The sequence below is a fragment of the Enterobacter sp. UPMP2052 genome, from assembly GCF_053709675.1.
Genome location: NZ_JBSKJR010000001.1, coordinates 416,524 through 429,764, shown reverse-complemented (window position 1 = coordinate 429,764; position 13,241 = coordinate 416,524). Strand labels below are relative to the sequence as shown.

The following is a 13,241-nucleotide window of genomic DNA, read 5'->3' as shown; positions in this document are numbered from 1 at the left end:
AATGGTCTAACAATCAGTCTTTATCAATACGACTGGCAACCGCACCCTGCTGGTCGCGATATTTTGCATCCTGACGGCGATTATAAGGACGATCCGCCGGGCCTGTCAGCGGTTCAAAGCTCAGCGCACCGATCATCATGCCCGGACGCAGCGCGAGCGGGAGTTTACCCGCATTGAAGAACTCCAGCACAATACGGCCTGACCAGCCCGGATCGATGCGGTGCGCCGTTACGTGGACCATCAAACCCAGACGCGCCAGCGAGGAGCGGCCATCGAGCCAGCCCACCAGATCGGCAGGCAGCGTGACCGATTCAAACGTCACGGCCAGCGCCAGTTCACCCGGATGCAGATAAAACGCCTCACCCTCGTCGAGGACAATTTCGTCGCTCATCACGCGGTCCAGCGCCGCGCTCACCTCGTCTTTCGGCCCGCTCAGGTCGATAAACGGCGCCGTGTGGCCGCTAAAGGTGCGAAACTTATTCCCCAGACGCACATCGACCGTCACGCCGTTAATGCGCTCAACCGGCGGACGCGGGGTGATAGACAGGCGGCCTTCATCCAGCCAGGCTTCTATATCGCGGTCACAAAGACGCATGGCACTTTCTCCTTTCGTGCATCGTACCCTGAGGCGCTATCGGCTCAGGGCAAACCAGGTTATCTCTGAACGGTACACAATTCGCGCGGCTTATTCAAAAAACTGACTGATTTTCGCTTTTAAGATATCAATGGCAATACGATTTTTACCGCCACGAGGCACGATAATATCGGCGTATTGCTTGGATGGGTCGATAAACTGCAGGAACATCGGACGCACGGTTTTCTGATACTGTGCCATCACGGAGTCCATAGAACGCCCGCGCTCGTTGACGTCACGCTTAATGCGGCGCATCAGGCAGATGTCCAGCGGGGTATCGACAAAAATAGAGAAGTTCATCGACTCGCGCAGCCGCGCGTCCGTTAACAGCAGGATCCCTTCAAGGATGATGACCTTCTTCGGCTCAATGCGAACGGTCTCTTTTAAGCGGGTATGTTCTACGTAGCTGTAAACAGGCAATTCAATAGCCTTGCCGCTTTTCAGCGCTTCTAAGTGCTGGAACAGCAGGCTGTGATCCATGGCATTAGGGTGGTCGTAGTTAGTCTTTACGCGCTCTTCCATCGACAGATGGGATTGATCTTTGTAATAGCAATCTTCGGGAATGACGCCGATATGCTCATCACCAACCTGTTCACGCAGTTCGCGATACAGCGTACTGGCAATAAGACTTTTACCTGAAGCCGATGCGCCGGCGATGCCTATAATGACGCACTGATGAGACTTATCAGTCATAAATTTAGCGACCTGATTAACCTGGATGTTAAGGAAGGACGACGCCGGAGCGTCAAACGCGGCAATTATAGGGATTTCGCAGGCGTGATACCAGTCGAAACCGCAGGTAATGCGAGAGAGCCTCCAAAGTCGCTTTTTCTCCCTGAGTGAAATTTAAATGACCACTTTTTGATCGTTTAACGGGAATTTTTTGGCGAGTAACTATTTAATAAGTCTATGATGTCAAAATCTGAGCAGTCAGCATATGAATTGTAAATTGTTTGTACTAGCATAAACCAAATTCTTAATTTCTCGCGTCCGGACATCGCTCCTGGCGACCTGGCGTCTCGGGATAAAGCGGTAATGAATAAACAATACCAGCGGGTTTTGATTACCACCCAACATCCTTTACTGCGACTTGTCTGTCTGGGTCTGGTCACGTTTATTTTTACCCTATTTTCCCTGGAACTCACCCGTTTCGGCACCCTGCTCGCGCCGTTATGGTTCCCTACCTCTATTATGACGGTGGCGTTTTATCGTCATGCCGGGAAGATGTGGCCGGGTATTGCCCTCGCCTGTTCATTCGGGAATGTCCTGGCCTCATGGATGCTCTTTTCGTGGGGATCCGTTAGCTTCATTTATACCTCCGTCAATATTATTGAGGCCTGCATCGGCGCACTGCTGCTGCGTAAGCTGCTGCCGTGGTATAACCCGCTACAAAACTTGAATGACTGGGTGCGTCTGGCGATAGGCAGCGCCCTGATCCCGCCGCTGACAGGGGGCGTGTTAATCCATTTTCTGGCGCCCGGACCTGAGCCGCTGCGTAATTTTCTGGTGTGGGTGGTTTCCGAATCAATCGGCGCGCTGGCGCTGGTGCCATTAGGGCTGCTGTTCAAACCGCACTATCTCCTGCGCCACCGCGACCCGCAGCTGCTGCTGGAAACTCTGGTCACCATGGCGGTAACGCTGGTTCTGAGCTGGGCTGCCATGAACTGGCTGCCGTGGCCCTTTACCTGCGTGATTGTCCTGCTGATGTGGAGCGCGGTCCGCCTTCCGCGCGTGGAAGCGTTTCTGGTGTTCCTGGTCACCGTCATGATGGTCTCCCTGATGATGGCGCAAAACCCCACCCCGGTAGCAACGCCGAACGCCAGCGCCATGCTCAACGCGCCGTGGCTGCCGTTTCTGATGATGTTACTGCCTGCCAACGTGATGACAATGGTGATGTATGCCTTCCGCGCCGAGCGCAAGCACATTACCGAGAGTGAAGAACGTTTTCGTAATGCGATGGAGTACTCCGCCATCGGCATGGCGCTGGTGGGCATCGACGGCCAGTGGCTGCAGGCCAATAAGGCGCTGTGCAACTTTCTTGGCTACAGCCAGACGGAGCTTCAGTCGATGACGTTCCAGCAGCTCACCTGGCCGGAGGATTTACACTCTGATATCGAACAGCTCGATCAGCTGGTCAACGGGGATATCAACAACTACAGCCTCGAGAAGCGTTACTACACCCGCGACGGGGAAGTGGTCTGGGCGCTACTTGCCGTCTCTGTCGTACGCCACGCCGACGGCACCCCGCTCTACTTTATCGCCCAGATTGAAGACATTAACGATCTCAAGCATACCGAATGGGTCAATAAGCGCCTGATGGAGCGTATTACCCTGGCGAATGAAGCGGGCGGAATTGGGATCTGGGAATGGGATTTGCAGCCGGACGTCATCAGCTGGGATAAGCGGATGTTCGAACTGTATGAGATCCCGCCCCACATCAAGCCCACCTGGCAACTGTGGAATGCGTCGATTGTGCCTGAGGACCGCGCCCATGCGGAACAGGTGATCCGCGACTCCCTGAAGGCGCGCATGCCGTTTAAGCTCGAATTCCGTATTCGTGTCAAAGAGGGGGTGCGCCATATTCGCTCCCTGGCCAACCGGGTACTGAACAAGCAGGGTGAAGTGGAGCGTCTGCTCGGCATCAACATGGACATGACCGAGGTCAAGCAGCTTAACGAGGCGCTATTCCAGGAAAAAGAGCGTCTGCACATTACGCTCGACTCTATCGGCGAGGCCGTGCTCTGCACCGACGTCGACATGAACGTGACCTTTATGAACCCGGTGGCCGAGAAGATGAGCGGCTGGCCCCAGTCCGAGGCCATCGGGCAGCCGATTCTGAACGTGCTGCACATCACCTTTGGTGAGAAAGGACCGCTGATGGAAAACATCCACAGCGGCGATATGTCCCGTTCCGATATCGAGCAGGACGTGGTACTCAACTGCCGCAACGGCGGCAGCTTCGATATCCACTACAGCATCACGCCCCTCAGCACGCTGGACGGGCAGGCCATTGGCTCGGTGCTGGTTATTCAGGATGTGACCGAATCACGCAAAATGCTGCGCCAGCTGAGCTACAGCGCCTCCCATGACGCGCTCACGCATCTGGCTAACCGCGTCAGTTTCGAAACCCATCTGAAGCGCCTGATCCAGACCGTGCAGGAGACGCGCCAGCGCCATGCCCTGATTTTCATCGATCTTGACCGCTTCAAAGCCGTCAACGATACCGCAGGCCATGCCGCGGGCGACGCCCTGCTTCGTGAGCTGTCATCCTTAATGCTGACCATGCTTCGCTCCAGCGACGTTCTTGCCCGTCTGGGGGGCGATGAGTTTGGTCTGCTGCTGCCGGACTGCAATATCGAAAGCGCACGCTACATTACCGGGCGGCTGATCCACGCCATCAATAACTATCACTTTATGTGGGAAGGCCGCCTGCACCGTATCGGCGCCAGCGCGGGCATTACCCTGATTGATGAGACCAACCATCAGGCGGCAGAGGTGATGTCCCAGGCCGATATCGCCTGCTATGCGTCTAAAAACAGCGGGCGTGGGGTGGTGACCGTTTACGAACCGCAGCAGGAGCGGATCCACAGCGCGCGCAGCATGATGTCGCTCGATGAGCAGTGGCACATGATCAAAGATAATCACCTGCTGATGATTGCCCGCAGCGTCGCCTCCCCGCGCATACCGGAGAGCAGCAACTTCTGGCTCATCTCGCTGCGCCTGTGGACCAGCCAGGGTGAAGTACAGGAGGAGCAGGCGTTCCGCTCTGGTCTCGCCGAGCCTGAGCTGCTTCACGCCCTCGACCGGCGTATCTTCAGCGAGTTCTTCCGCGCATACGCTGCCCAGGTAGCGGCCAAAGGGATGGGGGTTGCGCTACCGCTTTCGCAAGCCGGGTTATCCAGCGTCACCCTGGTAGACGAGCTGATTGAACTGCTGGAGAAAGGCCCATTCCCGGGCCGCCTGCTGCACCTGATCATCTCCGCAGAGGTACTGCGCAATACGGATGAGAACCTGCAGCAGGGTCTGCAAAAACTGCGACACGCAGGTTGCCGGGTGGTGTTAAGCCAGGTGGGGCGCGACATGAGCCTCTTTAGCCATCTCAGCGCTAACATGGCCGACTATCTGATGCTCGATCCGGACGTGGTGTCAAACGTTCACGGAAACCTGATGGATGAAATGATGGTGACCATCATTCAGGGCCACGCCCAGCGGCTGGGAATGAAAACCCTGGCAGGCCCCTGCAACCAGCCAATCATGATGGATACCCTCTCGGGCATCGGCATCGACTTTATCTATGGCGACACCATCGGCGAACCGCAGCCGCTGGAACTACTGCTCAACACCAGCTATTTCGCCATCAACTGAGGGCGTCCAGCCGTCGGTATACCAGATGTGCAACAGCGCATAGGAGCGCCACGGCTGCCAGCGTTCGGCGTAACGGCGGATTTGCGCGGGCGTCATGCCAGCGAAGCGCTGTTTAATCAGATAATCATCCGGCAGAAACACATCTTTGGCCTGCCATCCCCGCAGCGCTAAATAGTTTGCCGTCCAGCGGCCAATGCCGGGCCGCTGCTGCAACGCTTTCATGCCCGCGTCGATGTCCACCGGCGGAACGAGAGGAAAGTCACCGTCCACCACCGACCGGGCGAGATGAATCAACGATTCCGCCCTTTTTACCGGCATCCCGAGCGCTTTCAATGCCAGCGGATCGGCGGCGGCCAGCGCCTGCGGGGTGGGAAAACAGAGATAATCTGGCGCATCTTCAACCGCCTCACCGTACAGCGCCACCACCCGTCCGGTAAGTTTCGCCGCCATCGCCACGCTCACCAGTTGCCCGAGGATCGCCCGCACGCCCTGCTCGTAAGCATCCATTGCGCCAGGCAAACGCAGCCCGGGCCGCGCAGCACCCAACTCGCCGAGCGTCCGGGCAATCTGCTGCGGATCGCAGTCAAGATCGAACAGCCGTGCGATGCGGTCCAGACAGCCTGCCGCCACCGGCATTAGACCCGGGCTGAGCGTGACGTTGAGGGTGTGGGAGGCAAGGTCTGGTGTGACGCGAAAAATGCCCCGGTGCCCGTCACAGGCAAAACTGCGCTCGTAGTCGTCCTCGGTCACGGTTTCCACGCCCGTCACGGCACGCGCGCCCAGAAAGCCAAACATCCACTGCCAGTCGTAGGGGGGTTGCCAGTTCAAGGTAAACATCGTTGCTCCTGTCATGTTCTCCTCAGCATAAACCGAAAGGCCTTGTTTCGCCTTGCTTTCATATTCCAGTTGTCGCGGAAGAGACATTTCGTTAAAGTCTCGCCCCTTCTCACCGGCATGGGGATTTCTACGTGTTTATTGGATTCGATTACGGTACGGCAAACTGCTCGGTTGCGGTAATGCACAACGGGCAACCACAGCTCCTGAAAATGGAAAAAGAGAGCACGCTGCTGCCGTCAATGCTCTGCGCGCCAACCCGTGAAGCGGTAAGCGAATGGCTTTTCCGCCATCACCAGGTTCCGGCCACCGCGGCGGAAACGCAGGCTCTGCTGCGCCGCGCCGTGAGCTATAACCGCGACGAGGACATCGACGTTACGCCTGCCAGCGTACAGTTCGGCCTGTCGTCGCTCGGGCAGTACATTGAGGATCCGGAGGAGGTTTACTTCGTTAAATCACCGAAGTCATTCCTCGGGGCCAGCGGCCTGAAGCCGCAGCAGGTCGCGTTATTTGAGGATCTGGTCTGCGCCATGATGCTGCACATCCGCAATCAGGCGCAAACGCAGGTCACGGAAACCATCGACCAGGCGGTGATTGGCCGTCCGATAAACTTCCAGGGCCTGGGGGGCGATGAGGCCAACCAGCAGGCGCAGGGTATTCTGGCGCGCGCGGCGCACCGTGCAGGTTTTCGCGACGTGGTGTTCCAGTACGAGCCGGTAGCGGCGGGACTGGATTTTGAAGCCACGTTGACGGCAGAAAAACGTGTGCTGGTGGTGGATATCGGCGGCGGAACGACGGACTGCTCGCTGCTGCTGATGGGACCGCAGTGGCATCAGCGTCGCGATCGTGAAAACAGCCTGCTGGGGCACAGCGGCTGCCGCGTTGGCGGTAACGATCTGGATATTGCCCTCGCCTTTAAGAGCCTGATGCCGCTGCTGGGCATGGGCGGACAAACCGAAAAAGGGATCGCCCTGCCGGTTCTGCCATGGTGGAATGCCATTGCGATCAACGATGTGCCTGCGCAGAGTGATTTTTACAGCACCGCAAACGGTCGTTTTCTCAACGATCTGATACGCGATGCGCAGGATGCCGACAAAGTCGCGCTGCTCCACAAGGTCTGGCGTCAGCGCCTGAGCTACCGCGTGGTGTGCACCGCCGAAGAGAGCAAAATTGCGCTCTCAGATCGCCCGGAACATGCGGTCACCCTGCCGTTTATCAGCGATGAACTGGCAACGAGTATCTCGCAGGAAGGGCTTGAAACGGCCCTGTCGCAGCCGCTGCAGCGCATTCTCGAACAGGTACAGCTGGCGCTGGATAATGGCAGAGAGCAGCCGGACGTGATTTATTTAACCGGGGGTAGCGCCCGTTCGCCGCTGATTAAGAAAGCGCTGGCGGAACAACTGCCGGGCATACCGATTGCCGGTGGCGATGATTTTGGCTCCGTAACCGCAGGGCTGGCGCGCTGGGCGCAGGTGATGTTTAGCTAACACGGGTGTGGCCTGGCTATCACCCACGGAGCTATTCGGCACCGTGGGTGATAGCCACCATAAAATCTGATTTTATGTGACGTTAAATCAGGCAAGCAACATAGAGAAACGATACTGGAACTCTTTGAAACAGTAGTTAAATTCTGTCACCTCCATCACTCAGGCTTCAGGTATTTCCATCGAGTGGATAACAAAAAATCCTGCGAGATACCCGCACCTATGTCCACCGTCTGCAGATCATGAACAAACCACGTCTGCGGCCATTTCCAACTGCCGGGGCTGCTGCAGGCAGACATCGATCCCCCGTAGCGCCGTCGCCATATCCAGCACCTCGCCCGTCGCCTTCTGCTGCCCACCAGCGGTGATAAACAGCCCCTTATCGACGCGAATTACGCCGTGTTTATCGGTTTTGAGCTCAAAGCCTTTACCACGGGGTTTTTCCTGCGGGCCGGTAATATCCCCCTGATTAAGCTGTGTCGCCCCGTAAGGCGTAGTCAGGGCGATAGGTTCTTTTCCGCGCCGTTTTTCCGCCGCGGTTCGCAGGATGTTCTGGCGGTGGTTCGCGGCTAACGGGATCAATTATTGAAAATTGCGCAGGCCGTGAATCAGCCCATTTTTATCTATTTTTTAATGGGTTTAATAAAATTAGATTTGATAAAAACACCACCGTCATCATCCCGGCGCAACAGACTCCACATCGCGGGGAGTCTTATCACTGGTGCGTATATATCACTCTGATATCGGGTTGCTTCCGGCATCAACTGCCCGGCCTGAACATCAATAAACTGCTGATGCCCTCCGGCTATGGTCGCCCAGTGGCCTGAATGCGGGCAAACCTCCCCGCTCGGGCAGGTAATGCGTTTGCCTGGCGCGTCATCCAGAAAGTATTCTGATTCATCGGGAATAATGCCGTCACAGTAGCGCGTGTCTTCCCAGACCAGACGCCAGTGAACATCCCGGTAACGGATTGGATCGTCAGGGATAACCATTTCTGTGTCACTTTCAATTAATACGTCGTAATACACCTGTCGGGGAGCATTCATTCCACGAATAAAATAATTATAAGCGCCGAGATTTTTAAACCCACTGATGCCATCTTTAATAATTAATAGCTTATGGTTGTAATGAATTTTTACCGGTTCCCAGATACCATCGCAGGGCACCGGGTCATCGGTTTTAATAATAAAATCGCTGCGTTCTGGAACAGGAGGAAGATTTTCTGGGAAAGCCGGATACGCTAACTTATTAAAATTACATTCATAATTATCTAATTCTAATAGATATGCAGCATCGAAAAAGTTGCATACATTGTCATGTGGTGGATACATGATATAGTCACCATGTATTTTTGCTGCAATCTTCAGCTTATTAAGCTTTTCTATATCTGGCGGGTAAGGTTCCTGCTGAGAGCCTCGTTCATGACAAAGAGGGTAAAAAAAGCTTTCGATCAATCCAACCGGACGGGCTAATTGATGAAATGCTCCTGTCTGACGCTGCCACACCTGTCGATTTCCCATAGCCAGTTCAGCGAGCCCTTCGTCATAGAGACGCAGTGCATCGTAAGCCCAGATAATGTTTTTCGGATGAAAGCCATCTGATTTATCTTCCGGCCATGTCTTCAACGCTTCTTCATATTGCTGCACAAAATAGGCCCATGCATTCCGCTTGCGCTGCCACACGGTATAGCTGCTCAGTCGCTGTAACAGCCAGAACAATTTGCGTCTCACCAGGTCATCACTCATTGGATATTTTGTCTTTTCAATCGTAATCATTGCTCACTCCCTGTGGTCATCTGGTGTTCAATGCGTGCTGCATTAAGTATCGCCCGGTCTGTCACTTTGCTGCGCAGTTCATCATCATGTAACTCTCTTGTGGTCGTGGCATAGGGTGGCTCTATTCCTTCTGGTTTACTGTAGCCATGCACGCCGTTAGCATCCTGCCAGTTTGTGGGATAAAACTCAGCCTTTACGCCATTAATTTCAACACTGGCAGCCTGTCCGGTAGCTTTGACCTGTTCCCCAATACGGTTAACCTCTTGTTTAAACATCTCATCCAGATTAATAATCACCTGCTCGCCACCACCTTTCAGATATTGAGCTGGAATTTCGTTCCCGAACTGTTCGGCTATTTTTCCGTACCAGGCATTGCTACCCGGCATACGAGTTGCCGGGTCTTCCGGCAAATGCAGCACCACCAGAAAACCGTTGCTGTTCCACTCATCCAGTACCGCCGATAACTGGCGCCACTCTTCGGCACTGCCCGGCACTTTTTGATACCCCCAGAATCCACCAGCAGCCCACGAACCATTAGGAGCTAAATCTGTGGGATTACCAAAGGCACGAAAAATAGTGCTTCCCGCCATATCACGGGCGCTTTTAGCCGTGATGTCACCACTAAATGAAGCGATGGATGTAAATACTGGCTTATTACCAAAAGCAGGACTTTTCCCTTTACTTCTCATCAAATCTGGATATCCGGCTTTTGAATATTTTCGACGCAATGTCGTTTTATACAATTCCTCCGCATGAATACTCGGATACCGCGTCCCCTGCTTCGGCGCTTCCTGCAGCGGACGTTCAATCAAATACGCCTCAGCCTCACGCCGGACTTCAGCCCGTCCTGTTCCCGTTGCTATCGTATGAATTTCGCCTTTATACACCAGCGCCTGTAACATCCGCAGTTTCGCATCCAGCTCTTTCAGCGCCTGCGGGATCATTCTCGACGCCAGTTGTTGCAGCGCCGCAAAACCATCCCGTACCCGGAGCAAGTCCGCCTGCCATTTCTCCGGCAGCATCCGCCCGACCCGGGCTTTCAGGATTTGATTGATGGTGGTGATCATCGTGTTGCAGAAATCACTCATCTTTTCTATCAACTGCGCCTGATATTCAACGACATTCAGCTTATTCAGCCACTTCACCGCATCGCCTTCGCCGGTACGGTTCAGAAACTTAATCACAGCGCCAAGGGTTTCCACATTCTCTGCCGCTTTTGTTGTCACACGCAGGGCCAGACGTCCGACGCCTTTTATCACGCCACCAATTACCGGGATTAGTGCAAACAGCAGGATCACCAGAAATACCCATTCAGTCACGCTTTCCCGTTTCTTCGGTTCTTTTGCCAGTCCTATCGAAACGGCAATAAGATCGCGCACTGCCGTTACATCGCCGACCAGTGGGATCATGCCGATCGCCGCATCAACGATGATCTGCCCGATGGTCTGTTTTTCATTAAATGCCCCCTGAAGCGTACCCCAGATCCACTGTCCGGTTTCCAGGCTGGTTTCCTTAAACCAGGCAACGCTCACCCCACTCATTCCACACCTCCGCTGTGCTTCGCTATCAGTGAGTCAATGTCTGCCTCGCTGAGCGATGTCCCAACAAACGACTGATTATCGGTCTTATTTTTACGTAAATAATTCCGGGTATCCGGTCCGAACTCCACCTGCACACTCCCCGGCGGGACGTCTTCGAGATGCAAATATCCCTCACCGTCAAGGTTACCTTCCCGGACAGTGCCATCAGCGAGAGTCGCTTTGAAAGACGAGCCCACTACCGGAACATCGTCGTGATACAGATACTGCATCAGCGCACTGGCAGAGGATTTAACCGGATCGGCAAGCCAGGGCATTTCAGGCTGCTGTGACGCAGCCCCCGCCGCCATCGTCCTTTTCACCCGCCGCAGGTACATCGCCGTCGTGCCGTACTCGATTTTTCCGGCCTCCAGGCGCAGGTAGCTCCCGCCGCCAATCAGCGTGATGCGTTTTTTACCGGCAAAGGAGATGTCACTCGCCGAGCTCATCGTCAGCTTCTTCTCTGCAAACAACCGCAGGCTGGCGTTCTGCGCCTGGACCTCCACCTGGCCTTCACTGGCCTTCAGGCTCAGCTGGCCGGTGCGGGCAAACAGGCCGAGCTTTTCTCCCGCCAGCGCGGTCATGTTGCCCATGACGCCTGCGCTGATATCCCCTGCGGCGTTAATGGCGACGTTTTTCTTCGCGGCCATTTGCAGGTGCTCCCCGCTGGTCAGGGCCATCCCTTCCGGGGCCGACATCAGCAGCGCCTCATTGAGCGGTTTCAGCCGCTGCTCAAACATCGCTATCTGACTGTCAACGTCCGCCTTCAGGGCCTGCGCCTGTTCTGCCGCCATTTCCAGCTGCTGCAGCTGCTGATTAAGCCGGTCGATTTCCTTCAGGGCAGTGCTCATGTCCAGCGCCTCACCCTGCGCCTTTGGCTGAGCATCCGCGCTGACAAACAGCCCCTTTCCGGCGCGGATAACCCCGTGTTCATCGGTGCGCAGCTCTGCACCCTGACCGCGACGCTGCCCCTTCGCGTCCACCAGATGTCCGCTGTTGAGCTGCGTCTTACCGTATTCCGTGGCGAGCTTAATGTGCTCCTTCCCGCGCTGGTCTTCCATCCGCAGCTTGTTGTTCGCCGGGGTGCGCAGAACGTTGCGGGTGTGGTTGTCACGATTTACATGGTCCGGGTGCTCCGAGTCATGCAGGGCATACGCGATGTATGGCAGGTCAATATCTCCATTGCTGTACGCAACCTCCACTTCGGTGCCGTCGGTGAGCGGCGTGTGCCAGCCCAATGTGTCACCGGCGTAAGGCTTCGCCATCCGCAGCCACAGGTAGCCGTAGCCCGGTGCCGTCCCTTCCCGGTCAAAGTCCAGCCTGACCCGGTGGCGCCCCTGGTCATCCAGGTGGGCGTAAATGTCGTTCATCTCCCGGCTCTCAACGCGGGCAGGCAGGGTGCCGTGGATTTCAGGACGCGGGATTTCAGTCGGGCGGAAGCACCAGCGCTCGGTGTAAGGCTGGCCCCAAACCGACACGTGCAGACGGGAATCACGAGCGCCCCGGAAGGTCACCAGCGTGAGAATGACGCCCTCTTTCAGGGCAGCAATGACATCCCCCTGCGGCTCCAGCACCTGCCCGGGGGTGAGACCAGAGGCATTGCTGAACAGGTGCACGCGGGCCGATTTGTTCAGCTCCCGCTCGTGATGGATTCGCGCATAAAACGCCCCGGATTCGGTTTCCGGCTCCGGGTCAGTGTCGTCACCCGCCTTGCGGTACGGGGCGGCGTACCGGTAGTGCTCCCCGGTGGTGACAGCATCGCTTCGCACGCTGACCGCAGCGTCCATCGGCGTGGTGGCCGTACGGTAGTTGTAATCCCGCGTCGCGACGGAGCCCGTGACAACCCTGTGCCAGGTCCGCACGTCCCAGACCGATTCCGCCGCGCCGTCGAACAGGCCCGACGGCTCACGGTACGGCAGGCGCACATCGAACCGGTAGTGAAGCTGGCTGTCGGCCAGTATATACACGTCCAGCCCGCGCACGTCGTCCATCTCCGTGCGCCAGTAAATGCCCGCCTCGGACAGAATGCGCTGAATGAATTCCAGGTCCGTTTCCCGCCACTGGGTGATAATTTCACGCGCCGGGTAAGTCCGTTCCAGCCGGAGCTCAAAGTCCGGCCCCTCCAGCCCGCGGCCGCGCAGCACCTGCTCCACCACCTCCGGCACCGACTGGTTCTGAAAAACACGGCACTGGCGGGTGTATCCCAGCAGCGCCAGGCGGGAGCTGAGCCTGAGCCGGTAGTGGGACTGGTCGGCGGTGGTGGAGAGCCACTCCAGGCGGGTGACGATACCGTGAACGTTTTTGCCGTTGCGCATCCGGAACGACGCATACTTCATCAGCACCTCTTCCGGAGCGATATTGCCCTGCGGCGTGGTGAACTCAATGTCCCACCTGAACGGCTCGCTCAGCGCTTCCCTGCCGCGAAAGCACAGGACGTCCGGCTTTACCGGGCTGTCGTTGATATCCAGAAAATAGCGGGTCTGTCCGTCAAAAAGCGCCAGCCAGTTATCCATAACAAAGACCTGAATTAATGAAGGGTTAAAATGAAATGGTTACATAACCCAAATTTATT

At 56.1% G+C, this 13,241-nt stretch carries 8 protein-coding genes and 1 pseudogene; 2 read left to right on the top strand and 7 right to left on the bottom strand.

The window, feature by feature from the left end:
- Positions 1–13 precede the first annotated feature (13 nt).
- Together dcd and udk are read right to left on the bottom strand one after the other, a co-directional pair.
- Entirely contained in the window at positions 14–595 is a 582-nt protein-coding gene (gene dcd / locus ACWKX3_RS01915; RefSeq protein ID WP_006176323.1) for a dCTP deaminase, read from the bottom strand.
- A 90-nt stretch (positions 596–685) separates the two neighbouring features.
- On the bottom strand, positions 686–1,327 hold the full coding sequence (udk, locus tag ACWKX3_RS01910) for a uridine kinase (RefSeq protein WP_006176324.1): 642 nt from the start codon (positions 1,325–1,327) through the stop codon (positions 686–688).
- 342 nt (positions 1,328–1,669) lie between these two features.
- Between udk and ACWKX3_RS01905 the strand changes: the two genes are divergently transcribed.
- On the top strand, positions 1,670–4,999 hold the full coding sequence (locus ACWKX3_RS01905; RefSeq protein ID WP_202560875.1) for a diguanylate cyclase: 3,330 nt from the start codon (positions 1,670–1,672) through the stop codon (positions 4,997–4,999).
- Here ACWKX3_RS01905 and alkA read toward each other — a convergent pair.
- Positions 4,964–5,836 (bottom strand): DNA-3-methyladenine glycosylase 2, encoded by an 873-nt coding sequence (gene alkA / locus ACWKX3_RS01900; RefSeq protein WP_101737314.1) that lies wholly within the window; start codon positions 5,834–5,836, stop codon positions 4,964–4,966. The two genes, ACWKX3_RS01905 and alkA, sit on opposite strands and share 36 nt — an antisense overlap.
- Before the next feature lie 131 nt (positions 5,837–5,967).
- On the opposite strand from alkA, the gene yegD reads away from it, so the two are divergent.
- Positions 5,968–7,320, top strand: a complete 1,353-nt coding sequence (gene yegD / locus ACWKX3_RS01895) for a molecular chaperone (protein WP_454541179.1) — start codon at positions 5,968–5,970, stop codon at positions 7,318–7,320.
- A gap of 252 nt (positions 7,321–7,572) precedes the next feature.
- Here the strand turns inward: yegD and ACWKX3_RS01890 are convergent.
- The 4 genes and pseudogenes from ACWKX3_RS01890 to ACWKX3_RS01875 all read right to left on the bottom strand — a co-directional run.
- Positions 7,573–7,881: pseudogene (locus ACWKX3_RS01890) on the bottom strand (type VI secretion system Vgr family protein); the annotation flags it as partial.
- A 59-nt stretch (positions 7,882–7,940) separates the two neighbouring features.
- Positions 7,941–9,092 carry an Imm72 family immunity protein gene (locus ACWKX3_RS01885; RefSeq protein ID WP_454541178.1) on the bottom strand — a complete coding sequence of 384 codons (1,152 nt, stop codon included), beginning with the start codon at positions 9,090–9,092 and terminating at the stop codon, positions 7,941–7,943.
- On the bottom strand, positions 9,089–10,633 hold the full coding sequence (locus ACWKX3_RS01880) for a hypothetical protein (RefSeq protein WP_454541177.1): 1,545 nt from the start codon (positions 10,631–10,633) through the stop codon (positions 9,089–9,091). Before ACWKX3_RS01880 ends, ACWKX3_RS01885 begins: the two co-directional genes overlap by 4 nt.
- On the bottom strand, positions 10,630–13,182 hold the full coding sequence (locus ACWKX3_RS01875; RefSeq protein WP_454541176.1) for a type VI secretion system Vgr family protein: 2,553 nt from the start codon (positions 13,180–13,182) through the stop codon (positions 10,630–10,632). Before ACWKX3_RS01875 ends, ACWKX3_RS01880 begins: the two co-directional genes overlap by 4 nt.
- Between the last annotated feature and the right edge of the window lie 59 nt (positions 13,183–13,241).